20 protein-coding genes and 1 tRNA gene are annotated in these 18933 nt (G+C 31.4%); 11 read left to right on the top strand and 10 right to left on the bottom strand.

What is annotated here, in order from left to right:
- Positions 1 to 37: 37 nt before the first annotated feature.
- A complete protein-coding gene (locus HA146_RS01530) occupies positions 38 to 598 on the top strand; it encodes an NUDIX hydrolase (protein ID WP_209107845.1) in 561 nt (186 codons plus the stop codon).
- Positions 598 to 2034, top strand: coding sequence for a cryptochrome/photolyase family protein (locus HA146_RS01525; protein ID WP_209107844.1), 1437 nt, complete (start codon positions 598 to 600; stop codon positions 2032 to 2034). Before HA146_RS01530 ends, HA146_RS01525 begins: the two co-directional genes overlap by 1 nt.
- On the opposite strand, the gene HA146_RS01520 is transcribed toward HA146_RS01525, so the two are convergent.
- Positions 2019 to 3224, bottom strand: a complete 1206-nt coding sequence (locus HA146_RS01520; protein WP_209107843.1) for a DegT/DnrJ/EryC1/StrS family aminotransferase — start codon at positions 3222 to 3224, stop codon at positions 2019 to 2021. The two genes, HA146_RS01525 and HA146_RS01520, sit on opposite strands and share 16 nt — an antisense overlap.
- 53 nt (positions 3225 to 3277) lie before the next feature.
- Positions 3278 to 3871, bottom strand: coding sequence for a thioredoxin family protein (locus HA146_RS01515; protein ID WP_209107842.1), 594 nt, complete (start codon positions 3869 to 3871; stop codon positions 3278 to 3280).
- Positions 3872 to 3976: 105 nt separating this feature from the next.
- Between HA146_RS01515 and fabI the strand changes: the two genes are divergently transcribed.
- The 3 genes from fabI to HA146_RS01500 all read left to right on the top strand — a co-directional run bounded on the left by fabI (position 3977) and on the right by HA146_RS01500 (position 6942).
- On the top strand, positions 3977 to 4759 hold the full coding sequence (gene fabI, locus HA146_RS01510) for an enoyl-ACP reductase FabI (protein WP_209107841.1): 783 nt from the start codon (positions 3977 to 3979) through the stop codon (positions 4757 to 4759).
- Positions 4760 to 4779: 20 nt separating this feature from the next.
- The gene (hisB, locus tag HA146_RS01505; RefSeq protein ID WP_209107840.1) at positions 4780 to 5385 is read left to right on the top strand and encodes an imidazoleglycerol-phosphate dehydratase HisB; all 606 of its coding nucleotides are present in this window, start codon (positions 4780 to 4782) and stop codon (positions 5383 to 5385) included.
- A gap of 72 nt (positions 5386 to 5457) precedes the next feature.
- Complete coding sequence (locus HA146_RS01500) at positions 5458 to 6942, top strand: carotenoid oxygenase family protein (RefSeq protein ID WP_209108457.1); 1485 nt, start codon at positions 5458 to 5460, stop codon at positions 6940 to 6942.
- Positions 6943 to 6944: 2 nt separating this feature from the next.
- Here HA146_RS01500 and rdgB read toward each other — a convergent pair whose 3' ends face one another.
- Positions 6945 to 7520: an RdgB/HAM1 family non-canonical purine NTP pyrophosphatase gene (gene rdgB, locus HA146_RS01495; protein ID WP_209107839.1), complete on the bottom strand. Its 576-nt coding sequence runs from the start codon at positions 7518 to 7520 to the stop codon at positions 6945 to 6947.
- A gap of 2 nt (positions 7521 to 7522) precedes the next feature.
- Positions 7523 to 8977, bottom strand: coding sequence for a phosphoglucomutase/phosphomannomutase family protein (locus HA146_RS01490; protein WP_209107838.1), 1455 nt, complete (start codon positions 8975 to 8977; stop codon positions 7523 to 7525).
- A 79-nt stretch (positions 8978 to 9056) separates the two neighbouring features.
- Between HA146_RS01490 and HA146_RS01485 the strand changes: the two genes are divergently transcribed.
- Positions 9057 to 10475 (top strand): TM0106 family RecB-like putative nuclease, encoded by a 1419-nt coding sequence (locus HA146_RS01485; protein WP_209107837.1) that lies wholly within the window; start codon positions 9057 to 9059, stop codon positions 10473 to 10475.
- Here HA146_RS01485 and HA146_RS01480 read toward each other — a convergent pair.
- Together HA146_RS01480 and pyrE are read right to left on the bottom strand one after the other, a co-directional pair.
- A complete protein-coding gene (locus HA146_RS01480; RefSeq protein WP_209107836.1) occupies positions 10461 to 11297 on the bottom strand; it encodes a folate-binding protein YgfZ in 837 nt (278 codons plus the stop codon). The genes HA146_RS01485 and HA146_RS01480 overlap by 15 nt on opposite strands.
- A 10-nt stretch (positions 11298 to 11307) precedes the next feature.
- Positions 11308 to 11868 (bottom strand): orotate phosphoribosyltransferase, encoded by a 561-nt coding sequence (gene pyrE / locus HA146_RS01475; protein WP_209107835.1) that lies wholly within the window; start codon positions 11866 to 11868, stop codon positions 11308 to 11310.
- 141 nt (positions 11869 to 12009) lie between these two features.
- Between pyrE and HA146_RS01470 the strand changes: the two genes are divergently transcribed.
- The 3 genes from HA146_RS01470 (at position 12010) to HA146_RS01460 (ending at position 14424) form a co-directional block, all read left to right on the top strand.
- Positions 12010 to 12082 (top strand) — tRNA-Ile (locus HA146_RS01470).
- Positions 12083 to 12100: 18 nt separating this feature from the next.
- Positions 12101 to 13369 (top strand): hemolysin family protein, encoded by a 1269-nt coding sequence (locus tag HA146_RS01465; protein ID WP_209107834.1) that lies wholly within the window; start codon positions 12101 to 12103, stop codon positions 13367 to 13369.
- 47 nt (positions 13370 to 13416) lie between these two features.
- On the top strand, positions 13417 to 14424 hold the full coding sequence (locus HA146_RS01460) for a Gfo/Idh/MocA family protein (protein ID WP_209107833.1): 1008 nt from the start codon (positions 13417 to 13419) through the stop codon (positions 14422 to 14424).
- A 26-nt stretch (positions 14425 to 14450) separates the two neighbouring features.
- Here the strand turns inward: HA146_RS01460 and HA146_RS01455 are convergent, their stop codons facing one another.
- Positions 14451 to 14591 carry a photosystem II reaction center protein K gene (locus HA146_RS01455; protein ID WP_011375837.1) on the bottom strand — a complete coding sequence of 47 codons (141 nt, stop codon included), beginning with the start codon at positions 14589 to 14591 and terminating at the stop codon, positions 14451 to 14453.
- A gap of 33 nt (positions 14592 to 14624) precedes the next feature.
- Complete coding sequence (gene tgt / locus HA146_RS01450) at positions 14625 to 15743, bottom strand: tRNA guanosine(34) transglycosylase Tgt (protein ID WP_209107832.1); 1119 nt, start codon at positions 15741 to 15743, stop codon at positions 14625 to 14627.
- Positions 15744 to 15797: 54 nt separating this feature from the next.
- On the opposite strand from tgt, the gene HA146_RS01445 reads away from it, so the two are divergent.
- On the top strand, positions 15798 to 16583 hold the full coding sequence (locus HA146_RS01445) for an adenosylcobinamide-GDP ribazoletransferase (protein ID WP_348535275.1): 786 nt from the start codon (positions 15798 to 15800) through the stop codon (positions 16581 to 16583).
- On the opposite strand, the gene HA146_RS01440 is transcribed toward HA146_RS01445, so the two are convergent.
- A complete protein-coding gene (locus tag HA146_RS01440) occupies positions 16561 to 17697 on the bottom strand; it encodes a sensor histidine kinase (protein ID WP_209107831.1) in 1137 nt (378 codons plus the stop codon). The genes HA146_RS01445 and HA146_RS01440 overlap by 23 nt on opposite strands.
- A gap of 248 nt (positions 17698 to 17945) precedes the next feature.
- On the opposite strand from HA146_RS01440, the gene HA146_RS01435 reads away from it, so the two are divergent.
- Positions 17946 to 18314 carry a DUF3155 domain-containing protein gene (locus tag HA146_RS01435; RefSeq protein WP_011819620.1) on the top strand — a complete coding sequence of 123 codons (369 nt, stop codon included), beginning with the start codon at positions 17946 to 17948 and terminating at the stop codon, positions 18312 to 18314.
- Here HA146_RS01435 and HA146_RS01430 read toward each other — a convergent pair.
- Complete coding sequence (locus HA146_RS01430; RefSeq protein WP_209107830.1) at positions 18311 to 18928, bottom strand: alpha/beta hydrolase; 618 nt, start codon at positions 18926 to 18928, stop codon at positions 18311 to 18313. The two genes, HA146_RS01435 and HA146_RS01430, sit on opposite strands and share 4 nt — an antisense overlap.
- Positions 18929 to 18933: the final 5 nt, after the last annotated feature.

Below are 18933 nucleotides of genomic sequence, written 5' to 3'. Positions count from 1 at the left end.
CAAAAAATAACTGTTAGGCTGTTTTTATTTAAAAATTATGGGCAACAAAAACCTTATAAAAAGATCCATATTTAAAGAAAAAATATCTGAGTTAAAGTCAAAAAAATTTAGTTTCGAAATAAATAGAATTGAGCTTCCAAATGGACATGAAGGTGAATATGGATACATTAAGCATCCTGGGGCAGCATTAGCCGTACCTATTACAAAAGACAATAAGGTTATCATTCTTCGACAATATAGATTTGCTGTTTCAAGGTATTTATTAGAATTTCCAGCAGGTACATTAGAAATAGGTGAAACACCTATTAATTCAATTCAAAGAGAAATACAAGAAGAGACTGGATTCAGTGCAAACAAATGGGACGAACTAGGAACTCTTGTCCCTGCTCCTGGTTATGCAGATGAAGAAATTTATTTATTTTTAGCTCGTGATTTAAACAAACTCAATTCCGAGGTTAAAGGAGATTTAGATGAAGATATAGAAGTATTAATTTTAGATCCCGACGAACTAGATAATCTTATTTCTAGTGGGGATGAAATTCTTGACGCAAAAACCGTGACGGCTTGGTTTAGAGCTAAACAATTTTTAGATAAATAATGAATAAACCTAGAATACTTTTTTGGCATAGAAAGGATTTAAGAATATTTGATAATCAAGCTTTAATCAAAGCATTTTCATTATCAAATGCTATTACTTCAACTTATATATTTGATAAAAATTACTCACACGATTTCAATGCAAGTTCAAGAGCTTGGTTTCTAGGAAATTCGCTTCAAGAATTGGGAAATAATTGGAAAAAAATGGGTAGTAGATTAGTTATAGAAGAAGGGGATCCGGTATTAATAATTCCACAATTAGCAAAGAGAATAGATGCTAAATTTGTTTTTTGGAATAGATCAATTGAACCTTATGAAATTAATCGCGATTTACAAATAAAAAAAAATTTAAAAGAACAAAATATTCAAGTTATTGAAACTTGGGATCACTTATTAATAGAACCTTTAAAAATATTTTCAGGAAATAATAAACCTTATTCAGTTTATGGACCTTTTTATAAAAACCTTAAATCAAAAATGAATTTATTAGGTTCATATGACCAAGATAAAGTTATTTTCCAGTTTAAAGATATAGATAATAAACTCAAAGAAAATAAGACAATAAATTCATCTGATTCGGTTTTAGAGAAATTTATCAAAAATATTAAATTTTCTGGATCCAAGATCTGTCCGTGTAGACCTGGCGAAAAGGCTGCAGAAACATTATTAGAAAACTTCATTAACGAAAACAAAATATATTCTTATAATTCTTCAAGAGACTTACCTTCAAATAATGGGACATCATTTCTAAGTGCATCTCTCAGATTCGGCACCATCAGCATTAGAAAAGTTTGGAACGCCACATTAAATTTAAATTCAGATTTTGCTAATCAAGAAAATTATCTATCAATTGAAACTTGGCAAAAAGAACTTGTTTGGCGTGAATTTTATCAACATTGCTTATTCCATTTCCCAGAGCTAGAGAAAGGTCCATATAGAAAAAAGTGGGATCACTTTCCATGGCAAAACAATAATGAATGGTTTCAACATTGGAGCAACGGAGAGACCGGAGTACCTATAGTTGATGCTGCAATGCGTCAACTAAATAGTACTGGCTGGATGCATAACAGATGTCGCATGATAGTCGCTTCATTTCTGGTAAAAGATCTTATGTGCAATTGGCAAATGGGCGAGAAAAAATTTATGGAGACTTTGGTTGATGGAGACATAGCTGCAAATAATGGGGGATGGCAGTGGAGCGCCAGTAGCGGTATGGATCCAAAACCACTTAGAATTTTTAATCCATATACCCAAGCAAGAAAATTTGATCCTATTTGCGAATATATAAAATATTGGATTCCTGAATTATTTAAAGTTTCAAATTCAGAATTATTAAATGGGGAGATATCTAATTTAGAAAAAAATAATTATTCAAGCCCTATTGTCAATCACAACATACAACAAAGATTATTTAAATCACTTTATGCTGAAATTTGAATTTCCTCTATACAATTCTTTAAAACTTTATTTAAATTTTCTGCTACATAAACTTGCTCTTCATAAGAAATTTCAGGAAACATTGGAAGACTAAGAACTTCTGTACAAATTCTCTCTGTATTTATGAGTTTTGTTCTAGAAAAATTTTTATTTTTGTAAGCTATTTGTGCGTGTATTGGAATTGGATAATAAATAATTGAATTAATACCTTTTTCAAGAAGTTGTTGTTTCACCAAATTCCTTAAGGAATAGTATTTTTTGCAATCAGTATCAAATAAATTTGTAAAATCTTCATTTAAAAAATATTTATCGTTTCTTAATTTGATGACGAATTGGTTCCAAGAATGGGAAATTGAATCAGAGCTAATTTTTGGAAAACTAATAAATGAATTTTTTTCTAATAAATTAAGATAATTATTTGCGATCTTTTGGCGATTATTAATCCACTGAGAAATATATTTAATTTTGATATTTAATATGGCGGCTTGAATGGTATCAAGTCTGCTGTTATATCCAATTTGAGTATGGTGATATCTTATTGGGCTGCCATGAATAGCCAGTTCTCTAATTTTTTTGGCAATCTTCTGATCTGAAGTTGTTACTGCTCCACCATCTCCAGCAGCTCCTAAATTTTTAGTAGGGAAAAAACTAAAACAACCTATATCACCGATACTACCAACTTTGGAATTTTCCCACATTGTGCATGTCGCCTGAGCACAATCTTCGATTACTTTTAAATCATATTTGTCCGCCAATGATTTTATTAAAGTCATATTCACTGCATTGCCAAATAGATGAACTGGCATAATTGCCTTGGTATTAGAATTTATTTCTTGTTCTATTAGTTCAGTATTAATGAGATAAGTTTCAGGATCTATATCTACCAAAATAGGATTAGCACCAACTGCACTAATAGCCTCTGCAGTCGCAAAAAAGCTAAATGATGAGGTAATAACTTCGTCACCCACACCAATATCTAATGCGCGCAAAGCTAACACTAAAGCATCAGTTCCACTATTACATCCAATAGTATTTTCAACACCAATCAGATTAGAAAAACTCTCCTCAAATTTCGAAATCTCTTGACCTCCAATATACTGGCCTCCTTTTAAAACTTTAGAAACCTCACTCTCAATTTCAGAGCCAATTTCGTGGTACTGCCTATTTAAAGTAAATGGAGGTATATGCATAGTGAATATATTAACCCTAAACCATATTTCTATGGGTAAAAAAACATTTTAATTCATTTAAACCAACTCGGTTCTTTACCAGGAGTCCATTTAATATTGCAACCTAAAGAGGGCATCTGATTTGAAGGATAAGAATTATCTTGATTCAAATCTCTTACAGCAGAGCGCAAATCTTTTCCAGAGAGAGGGATATTATTACCTGGTCTACTATCGTCTAATTGGCCATGATAAAACAATAAAAAATCACCATCTCCTTCATTTGAAAAAAGATAAAAATCTGGGGTGCAAGCCGCTTTTAATTCCTTAGCAAAATTTTGATTTTCATCATATAGATATGGAAAACTCCATCCCTGTGATTGTGCTTGTAATCTCAAATTTTTAGGAGAATCTGAAGGATGAGTGACAATATCATTACTAGAAATTGCAACCGTTTGAACTGTATTTTCAATTTCTTTACTCAAGGTAAAAATTTGATTTTCAATATATTTAACAAATGGGCAATGGGCACAAATAAACATTAAAAGTAAATGCCGATTATCTAAATTATGAAAATTAAAATATTGATTATTTGGAGAATTAGCATTTAACATTTGGAAATCAGGTAATTGAAAACCTAATTCCAAAACCATAGAATTTGTTCTGACCATGTTTAAGTTAAATATTCTTTGATATTTGAAAATTATTGTATATTTTGCAGTAATCCGTAAAGATAGGTACTTTTATATAGGAGAATAATAGAAATAAAAAACAAAATGCTTCTAAATCTAACTGGCAAAAAAATTCTTGTTACGGGAATTGCCAACAATCGTTCAATAGCATGGGGTATCGCTCAACAACTTTCAAAAGCTGGCGCAGAACTTGGAATCACATATTTGCCTGATGATAAGGGAAGATTCGAATCTAAAGTTAGAGAACTAACTGAACCTTTAAACCCATCGTTATTTTTGCCTCTTGATGTTCAAAATCCAGCTCAAATTGAAGAAATCTTTAAAAACATAAAAGACAATTGGGGGCAAATTGACGGATTAGTTCACTGCTTAGCATTTGCAGGACGTGATGAATTGATTGGAGATTATAGTGATACAACTTCAGAGGGTTTTGATAGGGCTCTTAATATAAGTGCGTATTCGTTAGCACCTTTATGTAAAGCAGCAAAACCACTTTTTAGTGATGGTGCTGGAGTTGTCTCGTTAACTTATTTAGGATCAGAAAGGGCGATTCCTAACTATAACGTGATGGGAGTTGCTAAAGCAGCTCTAGAAGCTTCAGTAAGATATCTTTCTGCAGAACTTGGGCCCGAAAAACAAGTCAGAGTTAATGCAATCAGTGCTGGACCTATAAGGACACTTGCTAGTTCTGCTATAGGTGGCATTTTAGATATGATTCACAATGTTGAAGAAAAGGCTCCTTTACGCAGAACAGTCACTCAAACGGAAGTAGGTAATACTGCTGCTTTTTTATTAAGTGATCTCTCTAGCGGCATTTCAGGCCAAACAATTTATGTTGATGCGGGTTACTGCATTAATGGAATGTAAACTAAATTTTTTTCATAAAAATGTCATCTCTAAGGCAATCTGAAATAAAAAGAAAAACGAATGAAACAGATATTTCTGTATTTATAAACTTAGATGGGAATGGGATTTCCGAGATTGAAACCGGTATACCATTCTTAGATCATATGCTTCATCAAATATCCAGTCATGGTTTATTCGATTTAAAAATAAAAGCAATTGGAGATACCCATATTGATGATCATCATACAAATGAAGATGTAGGAATAGCATTAGGCAAAGCATTTTCAAAAGCTTTGGGAGAAAGAAAAGGAATCAATAGATTTGGACATTTCTTTGCCCCATTAGATGAAGCATTAGTTCAAGTGACTTTAGACTGTTCCGGCAGACCACATCTATCTTATGATCTTCAATTAAAAGCTCCTAGAATTGGCAATTATGATACTGAACTAGTAAAAGAGTTTTTTATTGCCTTTGTAAATAACAGTGGTATTACTCTGCATATTAATCAAATAAGAGGTAGCAATTCACATCACATAGTTGAGGCTTGCTTTAAAGCTTTTTCACGAGCAATGAGAATGTCTACCGAAATAGATCTAAGAAGATCTGATTCAATTCCAAGCAGTAAAGGAATGTTAGAAAATCAATAATATAGGAATTTTTTCGAATCAGCCACAATTCAGTTGATTTTTGGCGAAGATAGACAAAGTGATTATTTTGTTGTGACAAATTTACAAGATAAAAAAATTGATAAATTTAAAATTTTTAATAAAGAAGATTGGTCAAGTGCGTATCAAAATGTAGAAAAGGAGCTAACCAAGGAGCTTCTAAAAATTAGCAAAGGTAATAATATTAAAAATTTAAATGGAACATTATTAAGAAATGGACCAGGAATATTAGAGAGAGGTGGAAAATGGGTTCATCATCCATTTGATGGTGATGGAATGATAACATCTATAAAATTCGAAAATGGTCAGCCATTCTTAACAAATAGATTTGTTAAAACTAAAGGCTATTTGGAAGAAGAAAAAATAAATAAATTTATTTATAGAGGTGTTTTTGGGACACAAAAAAATGGAGGAATTTTAAATAATGCATTAGATCTAAAATTCAAGAATATCGCTAATACCCATGTCATTAAATTAGGAGATGAAATTCTCGCATTATGGGAAGCAGCCGGTCCACATGCAATGGATCCTGATAGTCTTGACACTATTGGTTTAACAACATTAAAAGGGGTACTCAAGCCTAACGAAGCATTCAGTGCCCATCCCAAAACAGACCTAAACTCAAATGCATCTTCAGAACTTTTAGTCACTTTCGGAGTACAAACAGGGCCAAAAAGTACCATTAGATTAATGGAATTTAATAATGCTGGTAAAAATTCTGGAGAGCTCATTTTCGACAGAAACGATACCTTTAATGGCTTTGCATTCCTTCATGATTTTGCAATTACAACTAATTGGGCAATATTTTTACAGAATGCTATTGATTTCAATCCTCTTCCATTTGTAATGGGTCAAAGAGGAGCAGCACAATGTCTAAAGTCAAACCCAAATAAAAAGGCAAAGTTTTTTATCATCCCCAGAGAAAGTGGATTATTTAGAGGTCAGCCACCGTTAACAATAGATGCTCCAGAAGGATTCGTTTTTCATCATGTAAATGCATTTGAAAAAGATTCCCAAATCGTATTAGATAGTATTTTTTATGATGATTTCCCATCAGTTGGTCCAGATGAGAATTTTAGGGATATTGACTTTGATAAATATCCAGAAGGAAAACTGAAAAGATCAATTATCGATCTAAAGAAAAAAACTAGTAAACTTGAAACTTTAAGTGAACAATGTTGTGAATTTGCTGTTGTTAATCCTAAAAACTTAGGATTAAAAGCAACTTTTAGTTGGATGGCAAGCACATCTCAAAAGCTGGGGAACGCTCCACTTCAAGCAATAAAAAAAATAAATTTAACTTCTAAGGAAGAGATTTTTTGGTCAGCAGGTACAAGTGGATTCGTAAGTGAACCAATTATGGTTCCATCAGAAAACTCTTCAAAAGAAGATGAGGGATTTTTATTTATACTTCTATGGAACGGAGAAAGAAGAGGAAGCGATTTAGTGATATTAGACGCAAAAGACTTAAAAGAATTAGCTGTTTATGAATTACCTATTTCAATTCCCCATGGCCTTCATGGATCTTGGGTTAATTGAATTTAAGAGAAAATTTCAATTAAATCTGGAATAATTTTTTTTAATGCTTTACCTCTATGACTACAAGAGTCTTTAATATCATTATTCATTTCTGCGAAAGTTAATCCGGTAGAACTCTCCTCAAAAATTGGGTCATACCCAAAACCACTTTTTCCTCTAGGATTAAAAATAATTTTGCCATAACATTTAGCTTCAGATTCTATAATCACTTCACCATTTGGGGAACAAACACAAATATTAGCAATAAAGAAAGCACTTCTATCTTGAACTCCATCAAGTTCTTTTAAAACTCGTTCAATCCTCTTCTGATCATTTTCTGCATATCTTGATGAATAAATACCTGGTTTCCCATCTAATGCTTCAATACAAATTCCAGAATCATCTGCTATTGAGACATTATTTGTTTTTCTCGAAACTTCACTCGCTTTTTTAATTGCATTATCTCTAAATGTAAGTCCATCCTCTTCTACTTCTAATGATTCTGGCTGAAGTAATAATTTACAATTAACTCCAGCCAGCAATTTCTTATATTCTGCAATTTTACCTTTATTCTTACTCGCCAAATATAAATTTTTCATCCTTATTTGCGTGCCAAATTTATAAATTCTTGACCCCACTCTAATACCTCAATTAGATAAGATTCTTTTGGAGCTTCACAATACATCCTTAAAAGAGGTTCGGTTCCTGAAAACCTAAAAAGAATCCAAAAATTTTTACTAATTCTCAACTTTATTCCATCGATCTTTGAGATACTTTTGAACTTGTGATTATTAACACTCTCAGGAATATTATGTATTATAAATTCTTCTACAGAATTTTTTTCTGACTGATTTGGAAATTTAATATCAATTCTTTTATAGAAACTTGGCCCAAAATCTTTTTGTATTTCATCTAAGGTTTCGAATAAATATTGAGATTTTTCAGCAATTCCATTTAATAAAACCATTGCCGCATAGAGAGCATCTCTTTCAGGCATAAAGTCACCAAAACCAACCCCCCCAGATTCCTCCCCTCCAATAAATATTTTCTCTTTGATCATTTTTTCAGCAATATATTTAAAGCCAACTGGAAGTTCAAAAACATCTCTATTTTGACTCTCAGCTATATTTTTAATAATATCTGAACCACTAACAGTCTTTAAAACTGGATAAGAATTATTTTTAATTTCGCCCAAATAGTGAATAAAGTATGGCAGTAAATCTTGCGTACTAGAGTATCTTCCTTTTTCATCAATTACAGCAATTCTGTCACCATCTCCATCAAATATAATTCCTAGAGTTTTCAATTCATTTTTTGAATTTTGGACTAGTACTTGATTTAAATCATCTACATAATTTAAAAGAGGTTCAGGAGGTTTGCCGCCAAAGAAAGGATCAGCATCTTTTCTGATTTCTGAAATAACTTCTGAATCATTAGAGGCAAAAATATCAGCCATACAATTTGCAGCTGAACCGTGCATAGAATCTACAAAAATTCTTAATTTCATTTTTTTCAATCTATTGGAAATAAAGTCAATATCAAAAAGGGATTTAATTCTATCCAAATGAAACTTTTTAATATCTGCTAGCTCATATGAACCCTCTATTTTGTCAATTGAATTACCGAGCATTAATCTTTTTTCAATTTCACTTGTAAAAGATTCGTCAACAGAACATCCATTAAAGCTCTTTATTTTAAGACCAAGCCAATTATATGGATTATGACTCGCTGTAATTACTAATGCTCCTAAACAACCCATTTCTTTAGCATAGAAACTACAAGAGGGTGTTGTAACAAAGCTATTAGATAAGATCGGATCAAAACCACAACCTCTTACAAAAGGAACTATTTGCTTCGCAAATTCACTTGCCATAAATCTACGATCATATCCAATTAAAATTTTCTTTGAATTAACTTCTTTAAAGTATTGATAATTCAACTCTTGGCATGCAGCTACAACAACTCCTGAAAGATTGGACAGATTAAAATCAAATCCAATTATTCCTCTCCACCCATCAGTTCCAAATTTTATTTTATCTAATGTGTCACCTGGCAAATTTAAGAGTTCCTTTATTTATATTAATTATCTATATTAATTTATATAAGTAAAATTTAAAACCACCTTTAAACATAATTTGAATACTATTTATTTAAAAAGTTTTATAAGATGCAAAAGAAAAGCATGGCTAGATTTTAAGGGTAATAAATCTTATGAAGTTTGGTCTCCGCATAAAGCCATAGATAAAATTAACCAGTATCAAATTTTCTCTGAATTATGTAATGGTGAAATATATACAGGATTAAAAGCCTGCGAAAGGGGTTCTCAGGGTGTAATTGGATTAAAAATCAAAGGAAATCTCTTCCAAAATTTTAACGCCGAAATACATCCCCAATTACTTGTAAAGACTAAAGGTACAAGTAAATGGGGATCATATAAATATTTACCTGCTGTTTATAGATTAGGTCACAAAACCACTAAAGAACATTTATTCGACTTAACTTTTAGTTCTATTATATTAGGAACTTATCAAGAATCTAAAATTGAAAAAGGATTAATAATTTCAAGTTTTGGTAATAAAATAAATGTTGAAGAAGTTTATTTGAATAAAAAATTAATAAAAAAAGTTTTAAATGTTTTATTAAGTTTGCATGAATCCTTGGAGGGATTTATTCCAGAAATAACTCAAGATAGAAAAAAATGTACTATTTGTTCATGGCAAAATTTCTGTGACAAAGAAGCAAAAGAAAATGGATATCTAACAGATATAGATGGAATAGGATCTAAAACGGCCACATTACTCAAAACAAATGGGATATCTAATACTCAAAAATTAGCATCATATAACGAAAAAGAACTTAGAGATAAATTATCAATTTTTAACGAACAAAAGTATGAAAAAGCCTCCAAATTCATAAAGCAAGCACAATCATATATTTATGGAGAACCATATTATATTTCTAAAAATAATGATCCCTGCGATCTTTTAAAAAAAACAGCTTCAGGATTTTATGTCTTTGATATTGAGTCAAATCCAGACTATAAGCATGACTTTTTATATGGATTTTTAAAAGTAACTAATATATTACAGAGAAAAGAAGAACTTATTTATGAGCCTATTTTAAATCTCAAAAACAATAAAGAAGAATCTTACAGGCAAATTATTAAAATGCTTTTTTCACACAATGAATGGCCAGTCTTACATTATGGAGAGACTGAAAAAATAGCAATAATTAATATTGCTAAAAACCTAAATTTTAGTTTTGAAGAAATTGATTCACTGACCTCAAGATTTATAGACTTACATACCTTAATACGAAAGTCTTGGATATTACCGCTAAAAAACTATGGCTTAAAAACCGTTTCTAATTGGCTGGGATTTGAATGGGTGCAGAAAAATGTAAGTGGCTCGAAAGCCCTTTATTGGTGGATTCAATATCAAATTACAGAAAACGAAATATTTTTAAAAAAAATTCTCCAATATAACAAAGATGATTGTTTGGCTACTTTAAAAATTGCAGAATATTTAATCAAAAATCAATTAAAGAAAAATTGATCCTACAGATTTATTCAAAATAATTTTTCCAAAAATTTCTGAATAAAAATAACTTCCTTCTTTTAAATATTTTCTTTTTATCATTGCTAAGCCTTTTATTTGAGAATCTGATTTAAAAATACTAGTGATTTTGCCTACAGAAATATCTTTGGCAGAATTTATGTATAAATTTTTATCTTCAACGTCTAAATTCAAATTAGATTCAAATGATTTCCAAATTCTTATTTCCTGTTTTAAAGAAGAAACATTTTTTATTTTTGAAATTGTTTCTTGTCCTAAATAACAACCTTTATTAAAATCTATAAGATCTGTAAATCCAAGCTCAAGAGGATTATTTTTTCCATTTATTTCCATGTCTAATGAGGGTATTGCCTGATTAACCTTCCAAAGTTTTAAATCATTGGAATTTAGTAAATTTAATTTATTTTTATATATTTCAAATTCTTTATCTTCTGTTTTAAAAAAAATAGGCTGATAAGTTCTCCATGATCGAGATTCATCAATTTCCTGAATTCTATTTATCAAGAAAGGTTCACTTAAAAGGACATCGTCCGCTGGAAAAATAATTTTATTAAAGTAATCAATTATTTCATGAGTGTTCCCCGCCAATATAATTACCTCTAAGTTTCTTTCTAAAAAAATAATTTCAATTAATGACCTTAGAGCTCCATTTGGAGTTAACCAACAAGTTTTGATAGCTTTATTTTCTGAATTTAGAATGTTACCAGTTGTTATTCCATTCAAAAATTTTCTGGCATCTTTTCCAGTAACAGAAAAACAATCAAATTTTTCAAGCCAAAACTTTTGTTTAATATCTTGCATTTTGAGATAATTATAAAAAGTCTTTTATTGTAAAAAGACTCTTTAATTTAACATTTTCATCCTTAAGAGCCTCAAATCCCCCTTCTTGCCTATCAACTATAGACACAACTTCCTCTACAACATAATTATTTTCTCGTAACTTTTTTATAGCTTTTATTACTGAACCAGCAGTTGTAACCACATCCTCTAAGACAGTTACCAAGGTTCCTTCTTCTAGTGAAGGCCCCTCTATTCCAGCTTTGGTACCGTATTTCTTAATTTCTTTCCTAATTATTAAACCATTAAGATATAGGCCTTGCGAAGCTGCTTTGACGATTAATCCACTTACAAGAGGATCTGCTCCTAATGTCAATCCTGCTACAGCTTTTGACCTTGAGTCCTTTAACTCTAAAAATAAATCACTTATTAAGTTTAGGCCTTCGCCATTTAATGATACCGGTTTACAGTTCAAGTAATGAATACTTTTTTTTCCTGAAGATAAAGTGAAGTTTCCTTTCTTGTAAGATTTTTCAATTAACTGTTTTAACAATTTTGCTTTATTTAAATCATACTTTTCCGAAAAATTGCCCATTATTAAAAGTTAAATTTATATTTAAAGATTAGAAGAAAAAAAAGAAATCTCACAAAAACTTCCTAATGAGGTGTTTTTTGAAATATTATTTTTATATTGTATATTGAAATTCAATGTAATTAAAATTACATAAACTCACTTGGGGGTGTAGCAATCTGGTGAATGCACCAAACTCATAATTTGGCTAAGGCGAGTTCGATCCTCGCCACCCCCATTATTCATTTGTCATTGAATGAAAATAACTCTACTTTTATTTCTTTTATTTTTCCCAGCTTTTTTCGCAGCGAGTGAACTTTCTTTTTTATTAATAAGGCCCAGTAAAGTTTTAAGGTTAATAGAAGAAAAAAAGAAAGGAGCATTTTCAATTTTAAAAATTCAAAAACGCTTTAGATCTTCCTTAATTGCTTCTCAATTTGGAGTAACAATTTCATTAATTGCAATTGGATGGCTTAGCAATAACCTGGCTAATGATTATTGGAAAAACAATATTTTGTCAAATAGATTTTATGATCTTATATTATTTTTATTTGTTGTTTTAGTTGTTACTCTTGTTTCTGGACTAATTCCTAAAGCCCTAGTAATTAACAATCCAGAATCTGCTGCATTAAGGTTAACCACAATATTCGATGCCGTTAGAAAAGGCATGAATCCGATAGTTAGGATAATAGAATTCTTTGCTAGCGCCTGTTTAGGCTTGTTCAATTTAAATAAAAAATGGGATTCTTTAAATTCGGGTTTATCCGCAGGAGAATTAGAAACTCTTATAGAAACAGATAATGTAACAGGTTTAAAACCAGATGAGAAGAATATTCTTGAAGGAGTTTTTGCTTTAAAAGATACACAGGTTAAAGAAGTAATGATTCCAAGATCTGAAATGGTAACTTTGCCAAAAAATATAACCTTTTCAGAACTTATGAAACAAGTAGATAAAACTCGCCATGCTCGCTTCTTTGTGATTGGTGAGTCTTTAGATGATGTATTAGGTGTATTAGATTTGCGTTATTTAGCTAAGCCAATATCAAAGGGTGAAATGGAAACCGATACATTATTGGAGCCCTTCCTTTTACCAGTGACAAAAATAATAGAAACATGTTCATTAGCAGAAATATTACCAGTAGTAAGAGACTACAATCCTTTTTTACTAGTAGTTGATGAACACGGGGGGACAGAGGGTCTTATAACTGCAGCTGATCTAAATGGAGAAATAGTTGGAGAGGAAATGCTTAACAATAGAATTTATTCAGATATGAGAATGTTAGATAATTTCTCTAAAAAATGGTCAATAGCTGGAAAATCAGAAATTATAGATATCAATAAAAAGCTAGGATGTTCTATTCCAGAAGGTGCAGACTACCATACCCTTGCTGGATTTCTGCTAGAAAAATTTCAAATGGTTCCAAAAATTGGAGACGTTTTAGATTTTAATAACATTAAATTTGAAGTTATTTCTATGTCTGGCCCAAAAATTGATCGTGTTAAAATAATTCTTTCCAAAAGCTAAATGTTGCTCACCATAGAGGATAATGATAATTAATATATGAATTTGAAATGAAGCGACCAACCTCATCACCCGTAAAGGTTGGAGTCATAGGTATAGGGAACATGGGCTGGCATCATGCTCGAGTACTCAGTTTACTCAAAGATGCAAATCTAATTGGAGTCGCAGATCCAAATGAACAGAGAGGCAAATTAGCTATTGAGCAATTTCAATGTGAATGGTTCAGAGATTACAATGACTTAATTCCTAAAGTTGATGCTATCTGTATTGCTGTCCCAACACTACTTCATCAAAAAGTAGGACTAGATTGTCTTAAGGGAGGTATTAACGTTCTCATTGAAAAACCAATTGCAGCTAACGAGTTAGAAGCAAAATCTTTAATAGAGGCTGCTAATGCAAGTAAATGTCTATTACAAGTTGGGCATATTGAAAGATTTAATCCTGCTTTTAGAGAATTAAATAAAATAGTAAATAATGAAGAAATTGTTGTTTTAGAAGCAAGGAGGCACAGTCCTCATGCAGATAGAGCAAATGATGTATCTGTAGTAATGGATTTAATGATTCATGACATTGATCTTGTTTTAGAGCTTGTAAACTCAAAAATACAAAAATTAGCAGCTGTTGGAGGCAGAAATAGCGAAGGTCTAATAGACTATGTCAATGCAACTTTAGTTTTTAAAAATAATATTATTGCAAGCTTAACTGCCAGCAAAATGAGTCACAAAAAAATTAGAAGTTTAAGTGCTCACTGCCAAAATGGGCTTGTTGAAACTGATTTCTTAAATCACTCTTTACAAATCCATCGAAAGTCTCATGAATCATACACAGCAGAGCATGGCGAATTAGTGTATAGAAATGATGGATATGTCGAAGAAGTTAGCACAACTTCCATTGAGCCTCTTTATGCAGAATTGGAGCATTTTCTTAAATGCGTTCAAGGGAAAGAAACTCCTGAGGTAGATGGTGAGCAAGCCTCAAGAGCTTTAAAAATAGCTGATTTTATAGAGTGTGCTGTAGAAAATTCTGGAGATGCGATTTCGCTTGAAAATCCCTTCTAAGACTAACTATCTAAACGAAAAGACTTTTATTTAAATCCAACTGCAGCTTGCCAAACAAATACCAATAGAAAGAAAAATAAAGGTATTAGTGGAAGAACGTCAACAGTTGGAGCAAAAGCCTTGTAAGCCTCAGGCAATTCAGCGAATGTATTAAATAGAATGAGCACCTTTTTAATAATTTAATTAATTATGTTAAGACGTTACCACGTATGGTGAGCAATAGAGGATGTTTTCCAAGGAGCGAAATCAATTGTAAAACAATTATCTTTAATTGCATTAGAAATAGCATTGGTAAATCTTATTAAATGAGCAATATTATGCAAACTTATTAAGGTAAGACCTAATATTTCATCATTTCTAATTAGATGATGCAAATATGCACGAGAATAGGACTTACAAGTTTCGCATTTACAAGTTTTGTCAATCGGAGAAAAATCATTTTTAAATCGAGCATTTCTTAAATTCAATCTTTCATCATTAAAAAATGCAGTCCCATGTCTTCCCAGTCTTGTAGGCAAAACACAGTCAAACATATCAAATCCTTTCGAAACAGCTAAAGAAATCTCTCTTAAAGAGCCAATTCCCATTAAATATCTTGGTTTATTTATTGGTAAGAATTTCGGGACGTAATTAATTACACTATGTATCTCTTCGACTGCCTCTCCAACACTGACACCTCCTACCGCTATTCCAGGCAGATCAAAAGAACTTGTAAATTTTGCGCTATATTCTCTTAATCTCGCATACTTACCACCTTGAACTATTCCGAATAATGCTTGATTTGATTTCTGATGAACCTCAACACATTTTTGTAACCATGCATGAGTTCTTCGTAAAGAGTCCTCAATATCATTTTCGTTAGATGTGTGAGGAGGACAATGATCAAAAGCCATCGCGACATCAGAGCCAAGATCCATTTGAATCTGCATTACTTTTTCAGGTGATAAAAATACATGACTACCATCTCTTGGATTTTTAAATTCCACACCTTTATCAGAAATATTATTCAATTTGGCCAAACTAAAAACTTGATATCCACCTGAATCAGTCAGAATAGGCTTAGGCCAATTCATGAACTTATGTATTCCACCAGATTCTTTAACTATTTTTTCTCCAGGTTGTAAATGAAGATGGAAGGTATTTGAGAGAATCATTTCTGATCCTGTGGAGGTTAACTGCTTAGATGAAATTCCTTTAACCGTTGCCAAAGTTCCCACAGGCATAAATCTAGGAGTGTTTACCTGACCATGTGAGGTATGAAATATTCCAGTTCTTGCCTCTGTATTCCTGCAATCCGATGTAATTTCAAATTCAAACACAATAAGTTATAAAATTTTTTGATCCTTTTTTATTAATCTAACCTATTATTTAATATTGAATCTAATTTTTATCTCATCAAAAAATATTTAATAAGAAATTTTGCAGGATCTTGGATTTTCTATACAACATTTCCAAAGATACCTTTAATTAATCCCGAATTTAAAAATATTGCACAATTTGCGCCGACTTTAGGATTTTTTATTGGAACAATACAGAGTTATATTTTTATTTTTTTAAGATCAAATTCTTGGTCCATTTATGCATCTACATTAATTTGTTTAGCCTCTGGATATTTGATCACTGGTGGTCTACATCTTGATGGTTTAATGGATACTTTCGATGGTATTTTTGCGGGCAAAAAGAAACGTTTAAAAGCTATGAAAGACAGTAAAGTTGGATCCTTTGGTGTTCAATCTTTAGTTTTTATAACTTTAATTCAGATTGCCTGCATACTCAAAATCCAAAACCAAATAATTATTGTTTTGCCAATATGTTTATTTTGGGGAAGATTTTCAAATTTATTTTTTATAGAAAAGTTTAAATATATTAGTTATAAGAATAAATCTATTAGTCATAAAAAGTCTTGGAATGGATTGAAAAAAGAATCTTTGATTTCCATTATTTTTCTTTTAATTTTTATTGCATACCAATTAGTTTCAGTTACATCCCAGGCAATATTAATTAAATTTTTATTTCTTATTTTGATTGGTATTTTTTTAAGTTTTTCTATTCCAAATATGCTAGGAAATAAAATTGGAGGTTTCAACGGAGATGCTTGCGGTGCAAGTGTCGTACTTGTCGAATCTGCGATGTTATTCATGTATGCAATTCTTTTATAGGAAGATCTAAATAGAAAATATTTTTTTTCTTAAGATTTTTTAATTCCTCAACATCATTAATTGAGGACTTTTCAAGCAAATTCAAGTCTCCTCCAATTTGTTTTGCTAATTTCCTCGCCAAAAAAAGCCCCACCCCAGTGCCATCCTTTTTCTTAGCAGCAGATCCTCTAAAACCTTTTTGAAAAATCTTTTCATTTTCATTTTTTGATATTTTTTTGCCATCATCAAATATATAAAGACCTTTACTCGTTATTCCAATTCCAATCTCAGCATCTTTTTGAGCGTATTTAAAAGCATTTTCTAATAAATTGGCAACAATCTCAGCGATTACAATATATTTTGCCTTTACTGGTAATAAAGTCCAATCTGGCCAAAGAGAAGGTTCAATCCAATCTCTATACTCTAATTTCGCATTAGCTTTACCTCTTTCTAAAATTGGCCTCAATAAACTCTGAACAGTTATTACCTTCTTATTATCTAAATTTGGGGGCAACAATAATCTTTCCTCTCCTATTTCAAGGGGAAGTTGAATAGGTTGATTTAATTGCTCAAAAGAGTCCATATATTGATTAATTTGTTTTTGCTCTATAATCATTTGTTCGACTATTTCAATAGAATCATCATCTGAACCAAGTCTTTTTATTAGTAATTTTGCATATGTTCTTAGAGCCGCTAATGGGTTCCTTAATTGATGAATTATGACATTAACCTGATTTTTCAAATAATGGATTTCATCATTTTTATTTTGACGTTCTAATTCAATAGAAACGCATTTAGCTAAAGATATTGAAAGCGCTTTTAATCTAGAATCAAGAGATACTGGCCAATTCCCACCTTTCAAATCAGTCTCTACTCTAAGAACACCAACTAGAATATCGTTTTCTTGAAGGGGGTACCATCTTCTATTGGGAGAAGAAACTTTTAGAGAAGGATCATCTTCTATTGATATTAAAAGCCTATCAATTTGTGGCCATTGACCAATCATTTCAAAAGTTGCTTTAGTTCCTTTTTTAGCTGAGGCAAGATACATAACTAAATGAGTCACTCCCATCGAACAACCAAAACTCTCTAGCTGTTTCATGATTAGCTGTTCAAATTTTTTAGAGAGATTCATAATTAATGAAATTTTTAGTAATTTTTCAGAAAAAATTTGAAAAAGGCTTGTAAAATATGAAAAAAGTATTAAGATATATAAAGAGGCCTGACTTTCGCCAGCCTTAAATATGAATATTTGATCATATTTTAAGCTACATCAGAGGTTGATGGGTCCTCTATGTAATTTGAAGTGAATTTAAAATCATATATATAAGATTAGTAAAAAAATAAGACTAATCTCATTAATAATTTCAGGAGTACCAATCAATGTCAAAAAAAAGAAAAAGAATCAGCAGAAGAAGATTGGCTGGTCAAAGAGTAATGGCACATGTACCTATCTATCATATCGAAACAGGCAAACATAAACCAGTTACAGCGGCAAGAAGATTTATAGCTGAAAATGCGTTATCTGCTCCTTCAGTTTTCAACGTTAGAAGAAATGAACATACTACTGATAGGTTTTTTTGGGGTGAAAAAGGCTTATTTAGCGCCCAATATGCTGAAGAGAATCACTTTCTATTCCCATCACTAAAAGTCGTAGTTGAGGGTATTGGCGAAGAAAAAATATTTGAAGGTCTGGAACTTACGGCAGATGATTGGGAAGAGATTGAAGAATATGAATATGCTTTCGTTTAAAAAATATTGCTCATCTTTGAACTGATAAAATCAATCAAATTTGAATCAATTTGATGGAATCCATTAAATTCTAATAATTCACAAAATTCAGAAGACTTACTTTTTACCCTTTCATAAATAATTCTAGAAGCATCTATAGGAACAACCTCATCAAATAAGCCATGACTAATAATAAATGGTGGGCATTTTTCTCCTGGAACCCAGGTTGGGTGAGGATAACCACTACAAGCAACAATTAATCCTAAATTTAATTTAAATCCTGCATCAATTGCCATAGCTGCCCCTTGAGAGAAACCCAACAAAATGGTTTTTCTAAGTGGAATCTGCGTAGTATCAAATCTTTTTAATGTACCTAAAAGTTTATTGACTTCAACCTCAGCTCCCTTCCAATCATGTGGGTATAATCCATACCACTGCCTTCCCTGTCCATTTGGATGTAATCCAGGAGCTCTCAAAGAAATTACCTCAAAATCAAGATTTGATTTTTCTTTAATCTCCTTTCCAAGTGTTAAGAGGTCATCTGCATCGGCTCCCCAACCATGTATCAAAATAATTCTATGAGTTGCAGTTTGAGAGCTAATCGAGACAAATTCATGATCGATATCGTATTTCATGTTTA

Source organism: Prochlorococcus marinus CUG1416 (assembly GCF_017695965.1).
In the GTDB taxonomy this organism is placed as follows: Bacteria; Cyanobacteriota; Cyanobacteriia; order PCC-6307; family Cyanobiaceae; genus Prochlorococcus_A.
The sequence above is the reverse complement of the archived record's forward strand: the minus strand, read 5'-3'. Positions and strand labels throughout refer to the sequence as shown.

Bases quoted from the DNA above. Each gene is read 5' to 3' on its own strand.
- HA146_RS01530 (WP_209107845.1), top strand. From the start codon at position 38: ATGGGCAACAAAAACCTTATAAAAAGATCCATATTTAAAGAAAAAATA.
- HA146_RS01525 (WP_209107844.1), top strand. From the start codon at position 598: ATGAATAAACCTAGAATACTTTTTTGGCATAGAAAGGATTTAAGAATA.
- HA146_RS01520 (WP_209107843.1), bottom strand. From the start codon at position 3,224: ATGCATATACCTCCATTTACTTTAAATAGGCAGTACCACGAAATTGGC.
- HA146_RS01515 (WP_209107842.1), bottom strand. From the start codon at position 3,871: ATGGTCAGAACAAATTCTATGGTTTTGGAATTAGGTTTTCAATTACCT.
- fabI (WP_209107841.1), top strand. From the start codon at position 3,977: ATGCTTCTAAATCTAACTGGCAAAAAAATTCTTGTTACGGGAATTGCC.
- hisB (WP_209107840.1), top strand. From the start codon at position 4,780: ATGTCATCTCTAAGGCAATCTGAAATAAAAAGAAAAACGAATGAAACA.
- rdgB (WP_209107839.1), bottom strand. From the start codon at position 7,520: ATGAAAAATTTATATTTGGCGAGTAAGAATAAAGGTAAAATTGCAGAA.
- HA146_RS01480 (WP_209107836.1), bottom strand. From the start codon at position 11,297: ATGCAAGATATTAAACAAAAGTTTTGGCTTGAAAAATTTGATTGTTTT.
- pyrE (WP_209107835.1), bottom strand. From the start codon at position 11,868: ATGGGCAATTTTTCGGAAAAGTATGATTTAAATAAAGCAAAATTGTTA.
- HA146_RS01465 (WP_209107834.1), top strand. From the start codon at position 12,101: ATGAAAATAACTCTACTTTTATTTCTTTTATTTTTCCCAGCTTTTTTC.
- HA146_RS01460 (WP_209107833.1), top strand. From the start codon at position 13,417: ATGAAGCGACCAACCTCATCACCCGTAAAGGTTGGAGTCATAGGTATA.
- HA146_RS01440 (WP_209107831.1), bottom strand. From the start codon at position 17,697: ATGAATCTCTCTAAAAAATTTGAACAGCTAATCATGAAACAGCTAGAG.
- HA146_RS01435 (WP_011819620.1), top strand. From the start codon at position 17,946: ATGTCAAAAAAAAGAAAAAGAATCAGCAGAAGAAGATTGGCTGGTCAA.
- HA146_RS01430 (WP_209107830.1), bottom strand. From the start codon at position 18,928: ATGAAATACGATATCGATCATGAATTTGTCTCGATTAGCTCTCAAACT.